We start from the raw sequence: 21475 nt of genomic DNA on the forward strand, positions 1-21475 counted from the left end.
TTTTCAGACATTTCCAGGATTCCTCTGCCGTGGCCAAGTCCGAACTCGGAACTAAACGTATTTGCCCGACCACGGGCAAAAAGTTCTATGACCTCAACAAGAATCCGGTGATCTCGCCCTATACCGGTGAAGTCGTGCCGATCGCGCCCATCGCGCCGGCTCGCGCACCCCGCGGTGCCGAAGCCCGTCACGCAGCCGCTGCCGCCGACGCCACGCCAGAGCCGGCGGAGGTCGAGGAGGTCTCGCTCGAGGAGGCCGATGCCGAGGAGAACACCGGCAAGGTCAAGGCCGTCGTGCCCGAATCCGAGGACGACATCGAAGTCGATGAAACTATCGAGGACGATGACGACGATGATTCGACCTTTATCGCCGACGACGAAGAAGGCGATGAGGACGTCACCGACATCATTGGTGATGTCGGCGGTGACGAAGAGACTTGAGATAATTCCAGAACTGTGGTTCTGGGTCTTTCCCGACGCGTCGCCCAAGGCGCGTCGGACGGTTAAGGGGCCATAGCTCAGCTGGGAGAGCGCTTGCATGGCATGCAAGAGGTCGGCGGTTCGATCCCGCCTGGCTCCACCACGCTTCGCCCTTCGGGCTACGCGTGGCGCAGCCGCGCGGAGCTCGAAGGGCGAAGCGTGGTGTCCGGCGAAGCCCGAAGGGCGAAGACGGACTGGTGAGACTCCCACGCAGCGGCTGCCCGGGCGATAATCGTCAATGTGGTACGTCTACATCCTCCGCAGCATCGAATTTCCCGAGCAGGAATACGTTGGGGCTACGGAAGATCTGAAGCGCCGGTTTCCAGAGCACAATGCTGGCAAATCCACCCACACTGCCAAGTTCAAGCCTTGGAAGCTGATCTGGTACTGCGCCTTCCCTGACAAGCACAAAGCGCTCGCTTTTGAAGCCTACCTGAAGTCTCACTCCGGCCGAGCCTTCACAAAGAAGCGGCTGTCCTAAGAGCGCACCTCTAACCCTACTCCCCGATCACCGCATTCAACCGATCGCGCAACGCCACAATCTCGTCCTTCATCGCGACAAGCTCCGAGACCGAGCAGTCCGATGCCGCCAGAATCGATTGCGGCACGGCCCGCGCCTTGTCCTTCAAGGCCTGGCCCTGCGGCGTCAACGCGATCAGCACCTGACGCTCGTCCTCGCTCGAGCGCGTGCGCTTGACGAGGTGGGCCGCCTCGAGCCGCTTGAGCAGCGGTGTCAGCGTGCCCGAATCCAGGTGCAGCTTTTCGCCGATGCTCTTGACCGGCACGTCGTCGCGCTCCCACAGCACCAGCATCACCAGATATTGCGGATAGGTCAGGCCGAGCCGGTCCAGCAGCGGCTTGTAGACGCGGTTGAACGCATGCGCGGCGGAATAGACCGCGAAGCAGATCTGGTTGTCGAGGCGCAGCGGCGCGTCCGCTGCCGAATGTTTCCGGGGCATCGAGAATCTCACAGGACTTGCTCCATTCTGGGGCCGGCCGTCGCTACATTCAATTGCGAACAATTAAATGTGAGACGCTATAATTTCAATTGCGCGCAATCTAATTGCCTGCGATAAAGATGGCGCCCCCACCCCGAAAACACAGGGAGACAAAAATGTCAGTGAACGTCCTCTACAAGACCAGCGCAAAGGCCACCGGCGGCCGCGACGGCCATGCCGCGACCCTCGACGGCGCGCTCGACGTCAAGCTCACCACGCCGAAGGAGCTCGGCGGCGGAGGCGGCGCCGGCAACAATCCCGAGCAGCTGTTTGCTGCGGGCTATGCCGCCTGCTTCATCGGCGCGATGAAGTTCGTGTCCTCGCAGGGCGGCCCCAAGGTTCCGGCCGACGCCTCCGTGACCTCGACCGTCGGCATCGGCCCGCGCGCGGCCGGCGGCTTCGGTCTCGACATCGACCTTGCCGTCTCGCTGCCGGGCCTCGCCCGCGCGGAAGCCGAGGCGCTGGTCGAGAAGGCGCACCAGGTGTGCCCGTATTCCAACGCGACGCGCGGCAATGTCGACGTCCGTCTGACGGTCGTCTGATCGGTTAGCTGAAGCGGCTGGCCCGAGATACCCCTCGGGCCGGCCGCCTCCCTTGATTTGCCATCCCGCGGGATTGCGGCGAGCGGCCTGCATGACGCCCTACGCGCGAAGCCATTGCCGGCTCGGACGAACCTCGTTAGGCCTGTGATCAATACCGACACAGGGGACGCGAAGGCATGACTGAAGCCGCCAGTTCTGGAGCTGCCATGGGTGCAATGAGCGGCCTGCGCGTCATCGATCTGACGCGCGTGCTCGGCGGCCCCTATTGCACCCAGATCCTCGCCGACCATGGCGCCGACGTGATCAAGGTCGAGCCGCCCGCAGGCGACGAGGTACGCGACTGGGGCCCTCCCTTCCACGAGGAAGACGCGGCCTATTTCATCGGCATCAACCGCAACAAGCGCTCGATCGGCCTCGACCTCGCCTCCGAGGGCGGCCGGACCGTGCTGCTCAAGATGCTGGAGAGCGCCGACGTCCTGATCGAGAACTTCAAGCCGGGCACGCTGGAGAAATGGGGCATCGGCAACGAGGTGTTACGCGAGAAATTTCCGCGCCTCGTGCATTGCCGGATCTGCGGCTTCGGCGCCGACGGCCCGCGCGGCGGCAATCCCGGCTATGACGCCATCATCCAGGCCATGACCGGCATGATCGCGGCGACCGGCTCGCCCGAGAGCGGACCGATGCGGATCGGCGTGCCGCTGGTCGACATCGGCACCGGCCTCTATGCGGCGATCGGCATCTTGATGGCGCTGTCGGAGCGGCAGCGCTCGGGCCAGGGCCAGTTCCTGGAGACCACGCTGTACGAGACCGGTCTCGCCATCATGCATCCGCACACCGCGAATTATTTCATGCATGGCAAGCCGCCGTCGCTCACCGGCAACGAGCATCCCAACCTCGTGCCCTATGCGATCTTCCCGACCAAGACCGACGACATCTTCATCGGCGTCGGCAATGACGGCACCTTCCGCAAGCTCGCCAAGGAGATCGGCAAGCCCGAGCTCGGCACCGATCCGCGCTTTGCGCGCAACAAGGATCGCATCGGCAATCGCGAGGCGCTGCGGGCCGAGCTTGCCGCCGTGTTCAGCCAGCACGAGGCCGAGCCGCTGTGCAATCGCCTGCTCGCCGCGGGCCTGCCCGCCGGCCCCGTGCAGAAGATCGACCAGGCATTGACCAACCCGCACACGATCGCGCGCGGCGATATTATCGAGAAGGATTGGTACAAGGGCGTGGCGTCGCCGATCCGGCTCGACCGCAGCAAGCCGAGCCTGCGGCGCCTGCCGCCGAAATTCAGCGAGCACGCCGCCGAGGTCCTGGGCGAATTCGGCTACTCCAGGTCCGAGATCGACGCGATGGTCGAGCAGGGCACTGTCTGCGGCCCCGAGCGCAAGCGCTAGCGCCCTCGCCTTCCACATCCCACGGCAATGCCGCAGTGCGGTGCGGGCGCTCTGTGCACCGCGAACGGAGGACGCTGCGCGCGCGGCATTCGCCTATTTGACGGCTTCCCTTTTCCAGCGCTTGCCGCTTTCGTTTCGGCCGCTTACACAGTCATGTGAACGTCATATGGCGCTGCTAGCGCAAGCGATCATTTTTGACGGCCCAAGGGAGGTTTACTTGATGGCTCTTCGACATTTTGGAGCGGCTGCCGCTATTGCACTCACGGTTGGACTATCGGCCTCGCCGGCCTTGGCCGTGACCGAAATCCAGTGGTGGCACGCGATGACCGGCGCCAACAACGACGTCATCGTCAAGCTCGCCACCGACTTCAACGCGTCGCAGAGCGACTACAAGGTGATCCCGACCTACAAGGGCAACTATCCCGATACGATGAACGCCGGCATCGCGGCGTTCCGCGCCGGCAACGCCCCGCACATCATGCAGGTGTTCGAAGTCGGCACCGCGACCATGATGGCCGCGACCGGCGCCGTGAAGCCCGTCTACAAGCTGATGGCCGACGCCGGCGAGAAGTTCGACCCCAAGATCTACCTGCCCGCCATCACCGGTTATTATTCGACGTCGAAGGGCGAGATGCTGTCCTTCCCTTTCAACTCGTCCTCGACCGTGATGTGGGTGAACCTCGACGAGCTGAAGAAGGCGAACGTAGAGATCCCGAAGACCTGGCCCGAAACGTTCGAGGCCGCCAAGAAGCTGAAGGCTGCCGGTCATGACACCTGCGGCTTCTCGGGCTCCTGGATCACGTGGGTCAATCTCGAGCAGCTCTCGGCGTGGCACAACGTGCCGCTCGCCAGCAAGGCCAACGGCCTCGACGGCTTCGACACCGTGCTCGAGTTCAACGGACCGCTTCAGGTCAAGCATCTCGAAACCCTGGTCGAGCTGCAGAAGACCAAGACCTATGACTACGCCGGCCGCACCAACACCGGCGAAGGCCGCTTCACTTCGGGCGAGTGCCCGATCTACCTGACCTCGTCGGCCTTCTTCGGCAACGTCAAGGCGCAGGCCAAGTTCAACTTCACCGCCGTGCCGATGCCGTATTATCCCGACGTCAAGGGCGCACCGCAGAACTCGATCATCGGCGGCGCTTCGCTGTGGGTGATGGGCGGCAAGTCGGCCGAGGAATACAAGGGCGTCGCGAAATTCCTGACCTTCCTCTCCGACACCGATCGCCAGGTCTACATCCACAAGGCCTCCGGCTACCTGCCGATCACCAAGGCGGCCTACGCCAAGGCGAAGGAAGAAGGCTTCTACAAGGATCAGCCCTATCTCGAGACCCCGCTGCTCGAGCTGACCAACAAGGAGCCGACCGAGAATTCGCGCGGTCTGCGCCTCGGCAACATGGTGCAGCTGCGTGACGTCTGGTCGGAAGAGATTGAGCAAGCGCTGGCCGGCAAGAAGAGCGCCAAGCAGGCGCTCGATGCCGCCGTCGAGCGCGGCAACACGATGCTGCGGCAGTTCGAAAAGACCGCCGTCAAGTGAGGCAATGAGCGGCAGGCCGCGACCCGGCCTGCCGCTCTGCTGGCATCATGCAAAAGCAAGCCATCTTCCAGTCAAGACTGTTACCGTACGCGCTGGTTGCGCCGCAGCTCGCGATCGTCCTGATTTTCTTCTATTGGCCGGCCCTGCAGGCGGTGATCCAGTCCTTCCTGCTCCAGGATGCGTTCGGTCTGTCGACCACCTTTGTCTGGTTCGAGAATTACGTCGAGCTGTTCAAGGACGCAGCCTATTTCGAGGCGATCGTCCGGACCTTCTTGTTCTCGTTCGCCATCGCCGTCTCGTCGCTGTCCTTTGCGCTGCTGCTCGCCGTGATGGCGGACAAGCCGCTGCGTGGCTCGATGCTCTACCGCACGCTCCTGATCTGGCCCTATGCGGTGGCACCGCCCGTGGTCGGCGTGCTCTGGATCTTCATGCTGCATCCCTCGCTCGGCGTGCTCTCGCGCTATCTGCGCAATATGGGCGTCGACTGGAATCCGCTGCTCGACGGCGACCAGGCCGCGGCGCTGATCATCCTCGCCGCCGCGTGGAAGCAGATCTCCTATAATTTCCTGTTCTTCCTCGCCGGCCTGCAAGCGATCCCAAAGAGCGTGTTCGAGGCCGCCGCGATCGACGGCGCCCGTCCGATGCGGCGGTTCTGGACCGTGACCTTCCCGTTGCTGTCGCCGACCATCTTCTTCCTGCTGGTGGTCAACATCGTCTACGCCTTCTTCGACACGTTCGGCATCATCGACACGATGACCCGCGGCGGCCCCGGAACGTCGACGGTCACGCTGGTCTACAAGGTCTATTCCGACGGCCTGCTCGGCGGCAATCTCGGCAGCTCGGCGGCGCAGTCGGTGATCCTGATGGTCATGGTCATCGTGCTCACCGGAATCCAGTTCCGGTTCGTCGAACGCAAGGTGACCTACTGATGGTCGAGGAAGAGGGCTTCCGGCGCAACATCGCCCACATCATCCTCTGGATCGGGATCGCGGTCGTCGCCTTCCCCGTCTACATCGCGTTCGTCGCCTCGACCCAGGACAACGCGCTGATCGCCAACGGGCAAATGTCGCTGCTGCCGGGCGGCCATTTCTTCGAGGTCTACTACCAGACCATTTTCGTCGGCACGAGCGGATCGACCCGCGAGCCCGTCGGCAACATGATGCTGAACTCGCTGGTGATGGCGCTGCTGATCGCGGTCGGCAAGATCGCGATCTCGATCATCTCGGCCTACGCGATCGTCTATTTCCGCTTTCCCTTCCGGATGCCGATCTTCTGGATCATCTTCATCACGCTGATGCTGCCGGTCGAGGTGCGCATCTATCCGACCTACAAGATCGTCGCCGATCTGCACATGCTCGACAGCTATGCGGGCCTGTCACTGCCGCTGATCGCCTCCGCCACCGCGACGCTGCTGTTTCGCCAGTTCTTCATGACGGTGCCGGACGAGCTGCTGGAGGCCTCGCGCATCGACGGCGCCGGTCCCCTGCGCTTCTTCTGGGATACGCTGCTGCCGCTGTCGCGCACCAACATGGCGGCGCTGTTCGTGATCCTCTTCATCCTCGGCTGGAATCAATATCTCTGGCCGCTGCTGATCACCACCCGCGACGACATGCAGACCATCCAGGTCGGCATCCGCAAGATGATCACCACCACCGACGCGCTGACCGAATGGCCGATCGTGATGGCGACGGCCGTGCTCGCGATGCTGCCGCCGGTGTTCGTCGTCGTCGTGATGCAGAAACTGTTCGTGCGCGGACTCGTGGAGACGGAAAAGTAAATCCCATGGCTAACGTCACCCTGCGCAACGTCCGCAAAACCTATCCCGGCGGCTTCGAGGCCATCAAGGGCGTCAACGTCGATGTCGGCGACGGCCAGTTCTGCGTGCTGGTCGGGCCCTCCGGCTGCGGCAAGTCGACATTGCTGCGCATGGTCGCAGGCCTCGAAACCGTCACCGGCGGCGAGATCGACATCGGCGGCCGCATCGTCAACCAGATCGAGCCCGCCGACCGCGACATCGCGATGGTGTTCCAGAACTACGCGCTCTATCCGCATATGAGCGTCTTCAACAACATGGCTTACGGCCTGCGCAACCGCGGCATGAAGGAGGCCGAGGTCAAGACCCGCGTCGACGAAGCCGCCCGCGTGCTCGAGCTCACCTCGATGCTGGAGCGCAAGCCGCGCCAGCTCTCCGGCGGCCAGCGCCAGCGCGTCGCCATGGGCCGCGCCATCGTGCGCCAGCCGAAGGTGTTTCTGTTCGACGAGCCGCTCTCCAATCTTGACGCCAAACTCCGCATCGCGATGCGGGTCGAGATCCGCAAATTGCAGCGCCGGCTCAACACCACGTCGATCTACGTCACCCACGACCAGCTCGAGGCGATGACGCTCGCCGACATTCTCGTGGTGATGAATGGCGGCCAGGTCGAGCAGGTCGGCAATCCCTTGGCGATCTACGAGAAGCCGGCGACGACTTTCGTCGCCTCCTTCATCGGCGCGCCACCGATGAATCTGATGTCGATTCGCGCCGACGAGATCAAGTCGCAGCTCGGCAGCACCGACGCCGGCATCCTCGGCATTCGCCCGGAGGATTTCGTCATCACCGACCAGAGCCCGGCCGGCGGCGTCGCCCTTCCGCTCACCGTGGAAGCGATCGAGCGCGTCGGCGCTGAAACCTTCGTTTACGGCACGCGGGCTCAGGACGAGCAGCGCATCGCCGCCAACCCCGGCGAACTGCCGCCCGGCGAGGTCATCGTCCGCATTCCCGGCTCAGAGGCGCCTCCGATCGGCGAGAAGATCCGCGTCGCAGCAATGCGCCAAAAGCTGCATCTGTTCAGCGGCGATGGGCGGACGCGGATCGAGGCCTGATCGGGTTCCGCTGGGCCGTCGATTAAAAAACGCGAAAACAACCCCATGCACAGTAGAAGGGGGTTTGTTTTTGTTGAGAAAAATCACACCGCAATTTCGTCGGGCCGGCTTGTGGCAGGCGTTTCGCGCCATGGCGACAAGTCAGCTTTTGCGGGTGAGCTGCCAGTCCACAGCCCCGGCTACGTCCTTGAACCCACACGCGGATATGCCCATATTGCTGATCAAGGGGTGCCTGTACGGGCCCTGATGCACCAAAGTCGCTTCGAGAGGACTTTGTAAACTATGTCTCGTGTTCCCATGCTTTCCAGTCCCTTCCTTCTGGGCTTCGACGAGATCGAGCGCGTGCTCGATCGGGTTGTCAAAGGCGCCGACGGTTACCCTCCCTACAATATCGAGAGGTGCGACCGGTCGGAGGGCCAGCCCGAGCGTCTGCGGATCACGCTGGCGGTCGCCGGATTCACCCGCGACCAACTCGATGTAACCATTGAGGAAAACCAGCTCGTCATTCGCGGGCGGCAGCAGGACGACAAGACCCGGCAATACATCCATCGCGGCATCGCCGCGCGCCACTTCCAGCGCACTTTCGTGCTGGCGGAGGGGATGCTGGTGCTGGGTGCGGATCTGAAGAACGGATTGCTGGCGATCGATCTTGCCCGGCCGGAACCGGAGAGGATCGTTAAGACAATCGCTATCAATGAGCACGAATAATGGAACGAGTAGCGGACTCGACCGCTTAGTTTCGAGAGAGGAGTCGAGACCATGAGTGAAGGTCACGTTGCGTTCGAATACGAAGCCAAGAACGTCTCGCCGGAAACGCTGGCAACCCTCGGCGAAGGCCATATCGCCTATGTGAAGCAGATCCGCTCTGAGGATGTGCCGGGCCTGTTTCCCGAAGCGCCGAAGATCGCGCCGGGCCTCAAGCTCTTCGCGCTCCACGCCGCCGACGGCACGCCGATCATGCTGACCGACAGCCGCGAAGCCGCAATCGCCAACGCCTGGAGCAACGAGCTGCAAGCGGTGAGCGTGCACTGAGCACGCGCGCGTCGCACGAATAGGGTTTCAAGCGGGCATGCCTTCGCAGGAAGGCGTGCCCGTTTGCTTTGGGGGATCCAGAATCTTTCCGTGGCAAGATTTTGGATTGCTTCGCTCGCTCGCAATGAGGCAGTGTGCGGCGATGGCTCGCGTCCCGGATGCACCTCAACGCCCGGCCGGAAGCAGTGCCCGCAGGATGTCCGGCTTCCAGGCTTGACGCGCGCTGTCGAAGGCCGCGAAATCATGATCGAACTGCCAATAGGCCCAAGCCCAGCCAAGCCGCTCTGCGCTCCGCGCCACGAATGACAGATATCTGGTCCGTGCTTCGGCTGGAGCGGCCTCGTACACGCCGAACTCGCCGAGATAGATCGGGCGCTTTTCTCTTTGGGACCAGGACCGAATCTTCTCGAAATCGGCGCGGGCCTTCTGTTTATCCTCCGGGGTACCCCAGTCGAGCGGGCCGATTCGCGAGAATGTGGGCGACCACGGTGCGCCCTGATGGGTGAAACGGATCGGCGCGTAATAGTGAAACGTGACGATCAGATTCCGGTCATCCGACGGCAGGACCAGGTCCTCGACCGGCATCTCGTCGACGTTGAGAACCGAAGCGATGACCGTCCGCCGGGGATTGGTGGCGCGGATGATGCTGAGGCACTCGTTCAGAAGGCCGTTCCAGCCGGTGGACGACATCTGCCCGCCCGGCTCGTTGAGGACCTCGAAGACAAGTGCTGGATATTTCCCGGCGTAGCGCGCGGCGATTTGGGTCCAGAACGATTTCAGCTTGTCTGTGCACTCGGAGATGTCGCGCTGACAAACATGGGTATCGTGCTCGTCCAGGATGGGGATGAGATTTCGGGCGAGCACTTCCTCGATGACGCCATCGAGCCGCCTCAAGACGACTTCATCCATTACCTTCTCCGGATTCATGAATCTAAAGCCGAAGAAATTTATCCGAACGTGCGAGAACCCGGCGCGTCTGATCGCAGTGAGGTTGTCCAGACGAAATGGCGCGTTTCGGCCTCCCTCCCAGACGCCGTCGTAGCCGAGGATGTTGATGCCGCGCCCCAATTTTGGAGCAGGGGGCGTGTTGGCCTGTCCGGCTGCCTCGGTCCGGAAGCAGATCGGAAGCACGGATAGTGCCAAGACAAGACGAAAGGCTATCGTCCAGCGGACGCGGATGGCATTCATCCTGTTTGCCCCGTCATTGCTGCAGGCCCCTGCTGGGGCACCGGCCTGCACACTGCGAAGAAGAATGCGACGAGCAGCACCGACGTGAACATTGTCGAGCGAAGAAACATCGTCTCCGTGAAGTTCGATTGAAAGCTCAGGACGACGAAGCCGATGATCAGCGCGCAGTGATACCGATCGATCGACCGGGTGGCGATCAAATAGAGGACCTTTTCCGAGAACAGATAAACGCTCGTGACGAACAGCAAATATCCCAGAAATCCAGTTTCAATCGCGACCGCGATGTAACCGCTATGATAATTGTCGAGCACCCAGCCATGATTCTGGTTGAAATAGTCGTAGATCGCGGGGCGCGTCCAGAATCCGTTGATGCCGAAGCCCAGCAGCGGCGCATCGTTGAAATGGCCGATGGCGTACTGCCAAATGAAGGTCCGCTCGGTCAAATCGACGGTCGCCTCGCCGAGATGGATGGAATCGTACCCCGTCACGTAAAAATACAGCATCAGCAGAGCGGCCAGGATGCACATGATGAATGGCAACACCGCATAGATTTTCATGCAGCGGATCGACCACATGGAAGTCACGAGCAGCCCGCCCGCCGCGAATGCGACAGCGCCGGCACCACGCGACTCCGAGGCGATGACGCAGGTCGATGCCAGAACAAGCGACACGAGGAATGCAATCCATCCCTGCCCCGTGATCTTCTGATAACAGGCAAAGAACATCAGATATGCGCTGATAAAGCCGAGCGTCTGCTTCGATTCGTAGATTCCTTGCCACTGGCCGTTGTGCATCCAGCTCTGGTCGACGCCGATCTCGGGCACGAAGACGGCGCACAACGCCGAGGCGGCGACCAGAACGAACAGCCCAAGCGCCGTGGATCCGACGATCTCGTCGATGTCGATACGCGTGATGAGGCAATACGCACCGAAAGTCGTCACCACAAGTGCAACGCTCTTCATGATCGCTGCGATGGAAAGCGTGGTCCAGAGAACGGAAACGGCCGCGAGGGCATAAAATGTGACCAACGCGATGAGATCTGGATTGGGCTGGATCCGGACCCGCGGCCGTACGAAGACACTGGCATAGATCGAGACGATCCACATCAGCAGCGCGACCGCCTGCTGCACATAGCTCCACTCTGAAGGTAGTAATGCGGGGTGAAGAACACCCATTGATGCGACCACGTTGAGGGTGATCGAGCTGCGGATCACGTTTCTGGCCAGCCGTTCCACGCCGGCGCTTGGCGCTTTCCAGATCGCGCTTTCATATGCATCGGAGTCCGCTGCGGTATGCAGTCCGGCGCCAAGCTGACCACCCTGAAGCACGGCCGCGGGCCGCTCTTCCGCCCCGGCACCGATGTGCAGCGGCGCCCTTCCATTCCCAGTCACGTGCACTCAGTCCATAACGGCGAACGGCCCTTAACGATGTGAGGGCCGCCCCTATGCCCTACGTCTCAAACGGGAAGATATTCGCGTCTTCTACCTTCGAGATCAAGATGAGCATGACGAGATTGCTGCGCGCCGCGCAATCCAGGTGCCAGAATCGATCGGGCCTTATCCTGCAAGAAGGAGGGGAGTTACGCCGCGGTCGCCGGCGGCAGCGCGAGCACCGAATAGATCGCCTGGGCATCGCGCGAGGCGCGGAGCTTCTTGGCGATGTCCTGGTCGCGGAGCAGGCGGGCGATGCGGGCCAGCGCCTTGAGGTGATCGGCACCGGCGCCTTCGGGGGCGAGCAGCAGGAAGACGAGATCGACCGGCTGGCCGTCCATCGATTCGAAATCGATCGGGCGATCGAGGCGGGCGAACATGCCGAAGATCTTTTCCAGCTTGGGCAGCTTGCCGTGGGGAATGGCGACGCCGTAGCCGACCGCGGTGGTGCCGAGCTTCTCGCGTTGCAGGAGTACCTCGAACACGGAACGCTCGTTCTGCCCGGTCAACTCGGCGGCCTTGGCCGCGAGTTCCTGAAGCGCCTGCTTCTTGCTGTTGACCTTCAATGCCGGGAGAATCGCCTCGGGCGCGACCAGATCGGTAATCGGCATGGAAGTTTTCCGAGGTGAATGAAAACGTCAGGTTCCGAATTGGCCAGCCTGGACAAAGAACCTGGGCGGGCCGACGTCAAGAAGATGAAGCAGGAGGCGGACTTAGCTCGCCCCTGATGTGGGGGGCTTCTACTCCAACGCAATCCCGGTGCCAACTCCCGCGTGCAGCTTTGCCCCGGTCATTGTTAAGGCGGAAAGGGGCCCCGGCGCGGGGCCCCCAGAGCGTCGCCCGACGGCCTCACGCCTTGCCACCCACCTTGCCGTCCGTCTTGACCCCCGGGGGGTCTATCCAGCCGACATTGCCGTCGGCCCGGCGGTAAATGATGTTCACCCGGCCGGAGGAGCCGTGCTGAAACACCAGGCAGGGCGCCCCGCTGAGGTCGAGTTCCATGACCGCTTCGCTCACGGACAGCGGCTTCAGCGAGGTGGTGGCCTCGGCGATGATGACGGGGCTGTAGCCGGTGATCTCGTCCTCATCCTCACCCTCGCCCGGTGCCTCCAGCACGTAGCTGGTGGCATCCATCGCGGCCAGCGCCGCGGAGGCGACATGGGCCTTGCGGGCGGAGCGATCCTTGAGCCGGCTCTTGTAGCGCTTGAGCCGCTTCTCGATCATCACCAGCGCCTGGTCGGCACTGGCATAGGCGTCCGGTGCGTTGGAATCGGCCTCGAGCGTGATTCCCGAATCAAGATGCAGCGCACAGTCGGTGCGGAAGCCGAAGCCGTCCTTGCTCAGCGTGATGTGACCAGAGTAATTGCCGTCGAAATATTTGCGCAGGACCTCTTCAGTCCGGTCGTTGACGCGGCCGCGCAGGGCCTCGCCGACGTTGACGCTCTTTCCCGAGATGCGGAGAGTCATGTGAACCTCACTTGGTTCGTGCCTGGCCTGGATTTGGGCCCGATAGCAGATCGAGAGTAGCGCGATTTCGCGCCGGCGCAATCAGGCCGGTTCGGGATTGCGGGAGCGATCGGCCATGGCGGTGGAGACGACGTTACCAAGAGCGCTCTGCTTGTCGCGACGGCGTTGCACCGAGGAAGGAATGCGCATGGCTTCGCGGTACTTCGCGACCGTGCGGCGGGCGATATCAATGCCCGAGCCGCGCAAGCGTTCCACGATGGTGTCGTCGGACAGGATCGAGGAGGGCGCCTCCGCATCGATCAGCTGCTTGATGTGGTGGCGCACGGCTTCGGCCGAATGAGCCTCGCCGCCATCGGCCGATGCAATCGAGGCCGTGAAGAAATATTTCAGCTCAAACGTGCCGCGATTGGTCGCCATGTATTTGTTGGCGGTGACGCGCGACACCGTGGATTCATGCATCTGAATGGCGTCGGCGACGGCCTTCAGATTCAGCGGTCGCAGATGCGCCACACCATGGATGAAGAAGCCGTCCTGCTGGCGCACGATTTCGGTTGCGACTTTCAGGATGGTGCGGGCGCGCTGGTCGAGCGCACGCACCAGCCAGGTCGCGTTCTGAAGCGCATCGGTGAAATACGATTTGTCGCCGTCCTTGCCGATCTTCTTCGAGAGCTGCGAATAGTAGGTCTGGTTGACCAGCACGCGCGGCAAGGTGTCGCTGTTGAGCTCGACATGCCAGCCGCCATCGGGTCCCGGGCGGACATAGACATCGGGCACCATGGTCTGGAGCCGGGCCGTGCCGAACTTCATGCCGGGCTTGGGATTGAGCCGGCGGATCTCGCCGATCATGTCGGCGATGTCCTCATCGTCGACGCCGCAAACCTTGCGCAAGGCTCCGATGTCGCGCTTGGCGAGGAGGTCGAGATGCTCGACCAGGGCCTGCATCGCGGGATCGTAACGGTCGAGCTCGCGGAGCTGGATCGCCAGGCATTCGCTCAAATTGCGCGCGCAGACGCCGGGCGGATCGAATTTCTGCAGTACGGCAAGAACGTTCTCGACGTCCTGTTGCGATGCGCCCAGCCGTTCGGCGGCCTGCCCGAGATCCGGCGGCAGGTAGCCGGCTTCGTCGACGAGGTCGATCAGATACTGGCCGATCATGCGCTGCGCGGCCCCGGTGAAGGCAACCGAGAGCTGCTCGGCGAGATGGTCGCCGAGCGTGGTCTCCGCGGCGACAAAGGCTTCGAGATTGTAGTCCTCGTCACCGGAGGCGCCGCCGCCCCATTCGGTGTAGGTGGTCGGCGCCGCATCCTGGGCGTTGCGCGCGGCCGCCTCGGCCGGTTCCTCGGAGAAGACGTTGTCCAGCCCGGTGTCCATGGTCTGCTCGATCTCGGCGCGGGTGCCGAGATCCTTGCTCATCCACTCTTCCTGGCCGGGCTCGAAGGCTTCGCCCGGGCCGCCGCCCGGCTCGTCGTTGTGGCCGCCGTCGCTGTCATTGAACTGGCCGGTCTCGGCCGGGCCCTCGCCCGCGGGCGGCTCGTCATTGGCCCGTTCCAGCAGGGGATTACGCTCGAGTTCCTCTTCGACGAACGTCGTGAGATCGAGATTGGACAATTGCAGCAGCTTGATCGCCTGCATCAACTGCGGCGTCATGACCAGCGACTGCGATTGCCGGAACTCTAATCTCTGCGAAAGCGCCATGAAGCAAGAACCGATCCCAAAAGTTGGTCCGATTTTTGCTTATCCTAGTCCAAGCCCGATGTACACGTCTTGACGAATTGGAAAAACGGGCTAGAGGCGGAATTCCTCGCCAAGGTAAAGGCGGCGCACGTCCGGATCGGCGACGATCTCATCCGGGCTCCCCTCGGTCAGGATCTCACCGGCATAGACGATGTAGGCGCGATCGGTGAGGCCGAGCGTCTCGCGCACATTGTGGTCGGTGATCAGCACGCCGATGCCGCGGTTGGTGAGATGGCGGACGAGGTCCTGGATGTCGCCGACCGCGATCGGATCGATGCCGGCAAAGGGCTCGTCGAGCAGCATGTAGTTCGGACGCGTCGCCAGTGCGCGCGCGATCTCGACGCGGCGCCGCTCACCGCCGGACAACGCAATCGACGGCGATTTCCTTAGGCGCGTGATGTTGAATTCGTCGAGCAGCGAGTCGAGCTGCTGCTCGCGCTTCTTGCGCGACGGCTCGACCACTTCGAGCACGGCGCGGATGTTCTGCTCGACGGTGAGACCGCGGAAGATCGAGGCCTCCTGCGGCAGATAGCCGATCCCGAGCCGCGCGCGCTGATACATCGGCAGCTTGGTGACGTCGTGGCCGTCGAGCTCGATCGCGCCGCGATCGGCCTTGATCAGGCCGGTGATCATGTAGAACACGGTGGTCTTGCCGGCGCCGTTGGGGCCGAGCAGGCCGACCGCTTCGCCACGGCGCACATAGATGCTGACGCCGCGCACGACCTGGCGGCTGCCAAAACTCTTTTCCACGCTATGCACAGCCAGGAAGCCCGGCCGCTTCAAGAGCTGAGGCCCGCCGGAACCGTTGGGCCTGCCGGCAGCCCTCACGGGATGAACCGCCTGGGCCCGGGGCTGCTCGGCTTGATAGTCCCCTTGGAACTGATCGGGTGCGTGCATCGGCTGGTTACGGGCGATCGGCGGCGCGTCCCTGACAGGGCTGGCCACGAGGCCGCCGACGCTGTCAGCGAGCGCGGTGATGTCCTGGCGCGCAAATCCTGGCCGGCCGCGTTTGGCGGGGCGCCGACGGAACATGCTGAAGAGATCGACCATCCCCGCCTTCTAGCCTTTCGCGACGATCCTGCGCGGTCTTCGCGCGATCTGCCACGCCGGCTTCAGGATTCGCCGACGCAGCATGAATGAAGGGATGTCTCATGCCCAGTGAAACACGCCCGAAAAGCGGCGAACCCCGCTTCGAAAGCCCTTCGCGCTAGATACAGTCTCGGCGCGCAAGCTTCAACCTCGGATCGGCGATGATCGACCCAAGCGTCTGAAATCATTCTTCAAATTTACTTTGACGGGCTTGGGTCTACGCTGACTTATTTGGGTTTAGTTGCGCCAGGCAATTGCAGAGGTCCCGCGCCGGGCTTGCCCGCGCCTCCGGATCCGCAATCATTGCCGCCGCCCTGCGGCAGCAGCGCCTGCACCCGGCCGCTATCGGATTCCACACGCGACACGCCCGTGGTCATGTCGACCGCCAGCCGGTCGCCGCGCAGCACGTTCTTGCACTGCGTCAAGACGACGCCCCCGAGCATGGTGATGAGGTTGGTGCGGGTGTCGAACACGGCGGTCTCGCCCGTGACCACCTGGTCCTTCTGGGTGACGACGACATTGCCGCGCGCCTCCAGTCGCTTGATCGAGGAGTTGCCGCCCGGTCCCGGCGTCGCCGACTGCATCGGCGCCCCCTTGGTCGCCTTTGCCGCAGGCTGTGGCGCGGCCGGCTTGTCGCCGCCCGAATCGTAAAACACCACCAGCGTCTTCGAGGTCATGGTGGTGTCGCCCTGAATGACCTTCACATTGCCGGAAAACGTCGCTTCCTTCTTCTTGTCGCGCATCTCGAGCGAGGCGGCCTCGATCTGGATCGGCTGATCGCGGTTCTGCGAGAAGCCCTGCATCGCGTTGGGCACGCCTTGCATCGTGCTCTGCGCGATCGCCGCACCCGTTGCGACCAGTGCGATGCCGACGGCGAGCGCGGCCGCACCCGGGATGACGCGCCGCTTGCCGTCGTTGCGCGGAAAAAACCTGATCATGAAAATCACTTTGAATTGGCGGACTTGTTCTGGGGCGTACGTGTCTTCGCAGCCGGCGCGGGTTCAGTCGGCGCGGGCTGAGTGGCGGCAGGATCGTCCAGCTTGTCGAGGTGCATCACCACATTCCCTTCGAAGCGGATGACGTCGCCGCCTTCCGTGATCCGCAGCCGATCGGCCGTCAGCGTTCCGTTGGTCAGCTTGACGTCGACATGCTCGTCCGAGGAGACCGTGCCCTTGCCCATGTCGACGAAGGCCGAGTTCAGCCGCGCCTCGTAGCCGGTCGAGGTGCGCAGGAAGATGTCCTTGTGCAGGTCGAGCTGCTGCTGCTTGTTGTCGAACCGTCCAGTGCGGGCATCGAGGAACAGGGTCGATTGGTCTTCCATCAGCACCTTCGCGCGCAAATCATGGAGATCGACATGATCGGGATCGGTGATGTCCTGGGTCGCGGTCTTGGCCCAGAGCTCGTAGGGCCGCTGGTCCGGCGTGAAGCCGGACATGTGCGGCGATTCCATCGTGATCTTCGTGCCAGTGACCACGAGATTTCCGGAGTCGAGCTTCACGGGGATCTGGAACGGGTTGAAAATGGTCGAGATGAGGACGAGCAGACCCATGGCCGCGGCCACTGTCGTCGGCACCGCGATGCGCAGAATCCGCACCAGGCGGCTGTGGCGCGCCGCGCTGGCGAACTTCGCCGCGAGCGCGGCGTCGTAGGTGACATTGTGGGCCGAATTCACCTGGGCTCCTGAGGTGTCGCTCGCCTTGTCCGGCTGGCGGGCGCCCCATTGTAGCCGGCAACGCCAAAATATGCAGCCCGCGACAGGCCGTTACGAAAGTGTCTGAAACGGGGCGACCGCCCAGCTTGGCCGCCGCGCTAAACTCTAGGAATGCGCGAAAATGTCCTCTTCGGCCCAGCCCTGGAGATCGAGCAAAGCGCGGGTCGGCAGGAAGTCGAAACAGGCTTTGGCCAGCGCCGTGCGGCCTTCCCGCGCCAGCATGGCATCGAGCCGCTCGCGCAAGCCGTGCAGATGCAGCACGTCGGAGGCGGCGTAGGCGAGCTGCGGCTCGGTCAGGCTGTCGGAACCCCAATCGCTCGATTGCTGCTGCTTGGAGAGGTCGACATTGAGCACCTCGCGCACGAGGTCCTTGAGGCCATGGCGGTCGGTATAGGTGCGGATCAGGCGGGAGGCGATCTTGGTGCAGTAGATCGGCCCGGTCATGACACCAAACGTCTGGTACAGCACCGCGACGTCGAACCGCGCAAAGTGGAAGATTTTCGTGTTCGCGGGATTGGCCAAAAGCGCCTTCAAGTTCGGCGCGTCGGTATGACCTTTGGGGATCTGCACCACGTCCGCGCTGCCGTCGCCGGGTGAGAGCTGCACCACGCAGAGCCGGTCGCGATGCGGGTTCAGGCCCATGGTCTCGGTGTCGATCGCCACCGCTCCGGTATAGCGGGACAGATCGGGCAGGTCGCCGCGGTGCAGGCGTACGGTCATGGCGTTTCAAACCTCAATCGAATCGGTGCGCTTTGCAGGCTAATCCCCGGCACAGACGCTGGCGAGGGCCGGCCGCGATGTATCCGCTGGCAGCCGCCGGCGCAAGCATCAGGCGCGGCTGGTCATACAGAGCCGCGGCGCTGGTCGTCATTGTCTTTTGGCTTCGCCGGCGAAACCGGATTGCGGCCTGACGTAAACGGTCTCGTAAGCGCCGGTGTATTGCTCGCGCCAGCCTCGCCGCTCCACCAGAAATCGCCGCAGCTGTTCGTGCGCCTTGACCCACAGCACGGCGTCGATCCGGTATTTGTCGAGCACCATGTCCCACGCGGCTTCGTCGATCTCCCAGCTCACCAGCTTGAAATAGTCGCGCAGCAAATCGTCCGGATAGGCGGTCGCGGCGCGACCGTCGACGAATGGGGGGACGGTGCCGTGCGTCGCGAAGATCAGGTAGCCGCCGACGTTCCAATTGTTCAGGACCCGCCGACCTGCGAGATGCTTTCGCAGATAGCCGGCATCTTCACTCGACAGCATCGGCGGAAGTGCGAGCGCCGGTGCAACGTTCAAATAGGCCATCGGCAGGGTGCCGAGACCGACGATGCCGGCGGCCAGCAACGCTCCCCTCACGTCCCGACCGGTGAGACGCTCAGGCAGCAAGCGGCTGAGGTGAAGCGCCATCGGCGCGGTCGAGAAAATGAAGAAGAAAGCGATGTACCTGAACTGATACAGTCCCAGAATCAGAAACAGCCAGGACATCAATCTCGGCTCGAGCGGGATCGGTCTGGAGTTTCTGTAGCGAAGCTCGAGCGCGACGAAGGCCAGCATGTACAGGATGCCGGGAATGCTGCCCGGCATTTCCATGTTGTGATAGTAGGACAGCCATTCGCCGATATTGCCCTGGACGAAGTGCCCCATCGTCGCGGCGGCACCGGCATAGATATTCCAGCCGAGCGGATTGATGGAGGTCGCGGCAAGGCACCCGATCCCCGCGAGAGCAAGGATCCGGAGCTCGGCCCAGGCCCCTCTGAGCACGGCGCCGCCGCAGAAGACGCCGATCACGAAAAAGCCGAGCAGAAAACCGCCATGCAGATTGGCCCAGAGCACCATCAACACGGGAAGCACGAACCATCGCGTTCGTCGCAGGCATTCGCGATAGAAGACGACGCAGAACAACATCGTGCATGTATTCGGCGAGACCGCGAGATACATGTTCGGCGAAGCTTCGTAAGCGGGATAGAGCAGGCAGGCCAAGAAGACCGAGACGCAGACCGCGATCGCCGACGCGCCGTAGCCGAGAGAGATCGCGGTCAGGATGCCGACGATCGCTGCGCCGCAGGCCACCGTCAGCAGGACGAGGCTGCCAAAGCCTGCGTATTGAAACGTCGCACTGGCAAGCGCGTCCCAGAGCCAGGACAGATTGAGCCATGGCTTGTCGCCGTGGGTGAACGACCAGGGGTCGTGGAGCGGGATGGCGTTGCGCTCCCGGATGATATCTCCGGCCGCCAGATGCCAGCCCAGATCGTAATGGCCGAGCAGAAGCGGCGCGTTCAAGACGTAGAACAGGCAGATGAACGAGATCAGGAACAGATAAATTCCCGATCTCAGGAGAAACGGGCTGATCGCGTTCGCAGCCTTGTCGAATGCCGGCTCGTGCCAGACCTGATGCTGATCCACCGCTTCCCCCACGATAAAGCGAGCCCGATGGCTCCGCGCTCGCCGACGGCCGGATGCGAGCCTGCCCGCTGACTAAGAGCTAGTTTGTCTAAAGCGGGGTAAATTCGGACGATGCAACCGAGGGGGGATTGGCGGAATGAAATTCCGCTCAACGGCGGGCTTCCGAGGTCTCCCAAGCAGCTGTTTACACTTGGAAATCTTCGAAGCGGACCTGCATCGTCTCATCCCCGAGCTGTTATTAATGGCATTGCTGGAAAATGCCCGAAATCGCTTCAGCTACCGGTTTCGGCAGCGGCGGCGGCGCAGTCACCGGCTTCGGGGGCGGAGGTGGTCTCACCGGCGGGAGCGATTCAACGACCTGGGTTGGGTGTGGTGCCCAGGAAAAGACTCGATCGTCACCTTCAGTTGTCCAAATGGAGGCCCGCGAGACCGCGACCGCGCAGCGTGGAGATCGCCAGTGCGTGCCTTAAGCGGTCCCGCCGTCATTATTCGTCAGCGTAGCTCCTGTTCCACATTCAGGTGAACCAACGCTGGGCCTTCGATGACCAAAGTTGCATGTATCACCTATTGGTCGAAAATCCCGTAAGTCAGGTCAAGGCACATCAAAGGCATTGATTGGAGAGGGCGTAGCCGAAGCCGCATACCCCCTCGTTTTCCCTTCGCACTCGCCGTCCGGCCCTTCCGCCACATCCGCCGGTCTACCGTCTCGCTGAGCTTCATGCGCTCGCAGTGGTGTTCTGTTCCATATTTTCGATGCGTCGAACGGAGATCTCCAATGAAGCTCAAACTTGCCGTCGCGATGCTCGCCGCAAGCCTCCCGATCGCATCGATGGCTTTCGCCCAAGGCATCGCGCCAGCCGAACTTGCGGTGATCGATGGCTGCCTGAAGACCGCGGAGAAAACCGGCGGTTTCGGCGGCGCGTGCGTTGGGCTCGTCGCCGACCCCTGCATCAAAGCGGCAGAGGGCGCGAATGACGATGTCGCCAAATGGAAAGCCTGCGCGGCGCGCGAACTCGCCATTTGGACGCAGAAAACCAATGAGGCGCTAAAGAAGGTTCAGGCCGGCGGGTTCGCCGACGCGATCAAGGCGGTCAATGACTCGCAGAAAACTTTCGCCGCGTCGCGTGATGGCTTCTGCGCGGTCTTCGACAAGGTCGATCCCGGCATGTACCGGGGCAGCGCGAGCTACTGCCGCCTGCGCGAGACCGCGAACCGCTCGCTGAGCCTGATCAAGCTCGGCGCCGCGGTCAACGAGCATTGAGACCTCTTAGGCGCTTGGGGTCATCAGCTTTGCCGACCTTTTCCCACATAGCGATGACGGCTTCGGCCGCGAGCGCGGTGGACGTCGGCGCGTAGCGCTTGCCTGAACGACTGAAGCCAGCCTCCAGATCGCCTGCGATCGCCGTGCCTCGGTTTTGAGTACCGGTCAGCAACTCAAATTCCCTGCAAAAGCGATTTCAATCGCTTGAGTAGGAGATGGTGCCCAGGAAAGGACTCGAACCTTCACGGCCGTTAAGCCACTGGCACCTGAAGCCAGCGCGTCTACCAATTCCACCACCTGGGCATGCCGGTTAGGCACGGAGGCGGTTACTACGGTTCGGTGACGCGGTTGTCAATTCAT

The 21475-nt window shown here is 62.7% G+C and carries 23 protein-coding genes and 2 tRNA genes; 12 read left to right on the top strand and 13 right to left on the bottom strand.

Features of this window, described 5'->3' with window-relative positions:
* The first annotated feature begins 29 nt into the window (after window positions 1-29).
* From IVB19_RS36585 to IVB19_RS36595, 3 genes are all read left to right on the top strand, one after another.
* Window positions 30-440 carry a TIGR02300 family protein gene (locus tag IVB19_RS36585; RefSeq protein ID WP_007598417.1) on the top strand — a complete coding sequence of 137 codons (411 nt, stop codon included), beginning with the start codon at window positions 30-32 and terminating at the stop codon, window positions 438-440.
* A gap of 66 nt (window positions 441-506) precedes the next feature.
* Window positions 507-582, top strand: a tRNA-Ala gene (locus IVB19_RS36590).
* A gap of 135 nt (window positions 583-717) precedes the next feature.
* Window positions 718-960, top strand: coding sequence for a GIY-YIG nuclease family protein (locus tag IVB19_RS36595; protein ID WP_018455755.1), 243 nt, complete (start codon window positions 718-720; stop codon window positions 958-960).
* A gap of 16 nt (window positions 961-976) precedes the next feature.
* Here IVB19_RS36595 and IVB19_RS36600 read toward each other — a convergent pair whose 3' ends face one another.
* A complete protein-coding gene (locus IVB19_RS36600; RefSeq protein ID WP_018455754.1) occupies window positions 977-1438 on the bottom strand; it encodes a MarR family winged helix-turn-helix transcriptional regulator in 462 nt (153 codons plus the stop codon).
* A gap of 155 nt (window positions 1439-1593) precedes the next feature.
* On the opposite strand from IVB19_RS36600, the gene IVB19_RS36605 reads away from it, so the two are divergent.
* The 8 genes from IVB19_RS36605 (at window position 1594) to IVB19_RS36640 (ending at window position 8844) form a co-directional block, all read left to right on the top strand.
* Window positions 1594-2019, top strand: coding sequence for an organic hydroperoxide resistance protein (locus IVB19_RS36605; protein ID WP_007598424.1), 426 nt, complete (start codon window positions 1594-1596; stop codon window positions 2017-2019).
* 176 nt (window positions 2020-2195) lie between these two features.
* Window positions 2196-3413, top strand: coding sequence for a CaiB/BaiF CoA transferase family protein (locus IVB19_RS36610; RefSeq protein WP_026233020.1), 1218 nt, complete (start codon window positions 2196-2198; stop codon window positions 3411-3413).
* Between the two features lie 220 nt (window positions 3414-3633).
* Window positions 3634-4950 (top strand): sn-glycerol-3-phosphate ABC transporter substrate-binding protein UgpB, encoded by a 1317-nt coding sequence (gene ugpB, locus IVB19_RS36615; RefSeq protein ID WP_247338287.1) that lies wholly within the window; start codon window positions 3634-3636, stop codon window positions 4948-4950.
* Between the two features lie 47 nt (window positions 4951-4997).
* Complete coding sequence (gene ugpA, locus IVB19_RS36620) at window positions 4998-5879, top strand: sn-glycerol-3-phosphate ABC transporter permease UgpA (RefSeq protein WP_018455751.1); 882 nt, start codon at window positions 4998-5000, stop codon at window positions 5877-5879.
* Window positions 5879-6727, top strand: a complete 849-nt coding sequence (gene ugpE / locus IVB19_RS36625) for a sn-glycerol-3-phosphate ABC transporter permease UgpE (protein ID WP_018455750.1) — start codon at window positions 5879-5881, stop codon at window positions 6725-6727. Before ugpA ends, ugpE begins: the two co-directional genes overlap by 1 nt.
* Before the next feature lie 5 nt (window positions 6728-6732).
* Window positions 6733-7812: a sn-glycerol-3-phosphate import ATP-binding protein UgpC gene (locus IVB19_RS36630; protein ID WP_018455749.1), complete on the top strand. Its 1080-nt coding sequence runs from the start codon at window positions 6733-6735 to the stop codon at window positions 7810-7812.
* Window positions 7813-8094: 282 nt separating this feature from the next.
* Window positions 8095-8520, top strand: a complete 426-nt coding sequence (locus IVB19_RS36635; protein WP_026233018.1) for an Hsp20 family protein — start codon at window positions 8095-8097, stop codon at window positions 8518-8520.
* A gap of 51 nt (window positions 8521-8571) precedes the next feature.
* Window positions 8572-8844, top strand: a complete 273-nt coding sequence (locus IVB19_RS36640) for a BQ00720 family protein (protein WP_007598581.1) — start codon at window positions 8572-8574, stop codon at window positions 8842-8844.
* 165 nt (window positions 8845-9009) lie between these two features.
* On the opposite strand, the gene IVB19_RS36645 is transcribed toward IVB19_RS36640, so the two are convergent.
* From IVB19_RS36645 to IVB19_RS36690, 10 genes are all read right to left on the bottom strand, one after another.
* Window positions 9010-10032, bottom strand: a complete 1023-nt coding sequence (locus tag IVB19_RS36645; protein ID WP_247295991.1) for a glycoside hydrolase family 5 protein — start codon at window positions 10030-10032, stop codon at window positions 9010-9012.
* On the bottom strand, window positions 10029-11162 hold the full coding sequence (locus IVB19_RS36650; RefSeq protein WP_018455746.1) for an O-antigen ligase family protein: 1134 nt from the start codon (window positions 11160-11162) through the stop codon (window positions 10029-10031). Before IVB19_RS36650 ends, IVB19_RS36645 begins: the two co-directional genes overlap by 4 nt.
* Window positions 11163-11611: 449 nt before the next feature.
* Window positions 11612-12073, bottom strand: a complete 462-nt coding sequence (gene ptsN, locus IVB19_RS36655; RefSeq protein WP_018455745.1) for a PTS IIA-like nitrogen regulatory protein PtsN — start codon at window positions 12071-12073, stop codon at window positions 11612-11614.
* 238 nt (window positions 12074-12311) lie between these two features.
* Window positions 12312-12929: a ribosome hibernation-promoting factor, HPF/YfiA family gene (hpf, locus tag IVB19_RS36660; protein ID WP_026233016.1), complete on the bottom strand. Its 618-nt coding sequence runs from the start codon at window positions 12927-12929 to the stop codon at window positions 12312-12314.
* 81 nt (window positions 12930-13010) lie between these two features.
* A complete protein-coding gene (gene rpoN, locus IVB19_RS36665) occupies window positions 13011-14624 on the bottom strand; it encodes an RNA polymerase factor sigma-54 (protein ID WP_247295847.1) in 1614 nt (537 codons plus the stop codon).
* Between the two features lie 90 nt (window positions 14625-14714).
* The gene (gene lptB / locus IVB19_RS36670; protein ID WP_018455742.1) at window positions 14715-15713 is read right to left on the bottom strand and encodes an LPS export ABC transporter ATP-binding protein; all 999 of its coding nucleotides are present in this window, start codon (window positions 15711-15713) and stop codon (window positions 14715-14717) included.
* Between the two features lie 266 nt (window positions 15714-15979).
* Window positions 15980-16690, bottom strand: coding sequence for an LptA/OstA family protein (locus IVB19_RS36675; RefSeq protein ID WP_026233014.1), 711 nt, complete (start codon window positions 16688-16690; stop codon window positions 15980-15982).
* 5 nt (window positions 16691-16695) lie between these two features.
* Window positions 16696-17424, bottom strand: coding sequence for an LPS export ABC transporter periplasmic protein LptC (lptC, locus tag IVB19_RS36680; protein ID WP_018455740.1), 729 nt, complete (start codon window positions 17422-17424; stop codon window positions 16696-16698).
* A gap of 144 nt (window positions 17425-17568) precedes the next feature.
* Window positions 17569-18183: a ribonuclease D gene (locus tag IVB19_RS36685; RefSeq protein ID WP_007598566.1), complete on the bottom strand. Its 615-nt coding sequence runs from the start codon at window positions 18181-18183 to the stop codon at window positions 17569-17571.
* A 147-nt stretch (window positions 18184-18330) separates the two neighbouring features.
* Window positions 18331-19854: a hypothetical protein gene (locus IVB19_RS36690; RefSeq protein WP_018455739.1), complete on the bottom strand. Its 1524-nt coding sequence runs from the start codon at window positions 19852-19854 to the stop codon at window positions 18331-18333.
* Window positions 19855-20722: 868 nt separating this feature from the next.
* Between IVB19_RS36690 and IVB19_RS36695 the strand changes: the two genes are divergently transcribed.
* The gene (locus tag IVB19_RS36695) at window positions 20723-21115 is read left to right on the top strand and encodes a lysozyme inhibitor LprI family protein (RefSeq protein WP_247413098.1); all 393 of its coding nucleotides are present in this window, start codon (window positions 20723-20725) and stop codon (window positions 21113-21115) included.
* Here IVB19_RS36695 and IVB19_RS36700 read toward each other — a convergent pair.
* Entirely contained in the window at window positions 21102-21287 is a 186-nt protein-coding gene (locus tag IVB19_RS36700; protein ID WP_157642950.1) for a hypothetical protein, read from the bottom strand. The two genes, IVB19_RS36695 and IVB19_RS36700, sit on opposite strands and share 14 nt — an antisense overlap.
* Before the next feature lie 44 nt (window positions 21288-21331).
* Window positions 21332-21418: transfer RNA gene (locus IVB19_RS36705), tRNA-Leu, on the bottom strand.
* Window positions 21419-21475 lie beyond the last annotated feature (57 nt).

Origin of the sequence: Bradyrhizobium sp. 187, from assembly GCF_023101005.1 — a bacterium.
Lineage (GTDB): Bacteria > Pseudomonadota > Alphaproteobacteria > Rhizobiales > Xanthobacteraceae > Bradyrhizobium > Bradyrhizobium canariense_D.

What these genes read in the sequence shown, in the direction of transcription:
- IVB19_RS36630 (WP_018455749.1), top strand. Translation starts at nt 6,733, where the DNA reads ATGGCTAACGTCACCCTGCGCAACGTCCGCAAAACCTATCCCGGCGGC.
- IVB19_RS36600 (WP_018455754.1), bottom strand. Translation starts at nt 1,438, where the DNA reads ATGCCCCGGAAACATTCGGCAGCGGACGCGCCGCTGCGCCTCGACAAC.
- rpoN (WP_247295847.1), bottom strand. Translation starts at nt 14,624, where the DNA reads ATGGCGCTTTCGCAGAGATTAGAGTTCCGGCAATCGCAGTCGCTGGTC.
- IVB19_RS36605 (WP_007598424.1), top strand. Translation starts at nt 1,594, where the DNA reads ATGTCAGTGAACGTCCTCTACAAGACCAGCGCAAAGGCCACCGGCGGC.
- ugpE (WP_018455750.1), top strand. Translation starts at nt 5,879, where the DNA reads ATGGTCGAGGAAGAGGGCTTCCGGCGCAACATCGCCCACATCATCCTC.
- ptsN (WP_018455745.1), bottom strand. Translation starts at nt 12,073, where the DNA reads ATGCCGATTACCGATCTGGTCGCGCCCGAGGCGATTCTCCCGGCATTG.
- hpf (WP_026233016.1), bottom strand. Translation starts at nt 12,929, where the DNA reads ATGACTCTCCGCATCTCGGGAAAGAGCGTCAACGTCGGCGAGGCCCTG.
- IVB19_RS36595 (WP_018455755.1), top strand. Translation starts at nt 718, where the DNA reads ATGTGGTACGTCTACATCCTCCGCAGCATCGAATTTCCCGAGCAGGAA.
- ugpB (WP_247338287.1), top strand. Translation starts at nt 3,634, where the DNA reads ATGGCTCTTCGACATTTTGGAGCGGCTGCCGCTATTGCACTCACGGTT.
- IVB19_RS36645 (WP_247295991.1), bottom strand. Translation starts at nt 10,032, where the DNA reads ATGAATGCCATCCGCGTCCGCTGGACGATAGCCTTTCGTCTTGTCTTG.
- ugpA (WP_018455751.1), top strand. Translation starts at nt 4,998, where the DNA reads ATGCAAAAGCAAGCCATCTTCCAGTCAAGACTGTTACCGTACGCGCTG.
- IVB19_RS36685 (WP_007598566.1), bottom strand. Translation starts at nt 18,183, where the DNA reads ATGACCGTACGCCTGCACCGCGGCGACCTGCCCGATCTGTCCCGCTAT.
- IVB19_RS36610 (WP_026233020.1), top strand. Translation starts at nt 2,196, where the DNA reads ATGACTGAAGCCGCCAGTTCTGGAGCTGCCATGGGTGCAATGAGCGGC.
- lptB (WP_018455742.1), bottom strand. Translation starts at nt 15,713, where the DNA reads ATGGTCGATCTCTTCAGCATGTTCCGTCGGCGCCCCGCCAAACGCGGC.
- IVB19_RS36675 (WP_026233014.1), bottom strand. Translation starts at nt 16,690, where the DNA reads ATGATCAGGTTTTTTCCGCGCAACGACGGCAAGCGGCGCGTCATCCCG.
- IVB19_RS36635 (WP_026233018.1), top strand. Translation starts at nt 8,095, where the DNA reads ATGTCTCGTGTTCCCATGCTTTCCAGTCCCTTCCTTCTGGGCTTCGAC.
- IVB19_RS36640 (WP_007598581.1), top strand. Translation starts at nt 8,572, where the DNA reads ATGAGTGAAGGTCACGTTGCGTTCGAATACGAAGCCAAGAACGTCTCG.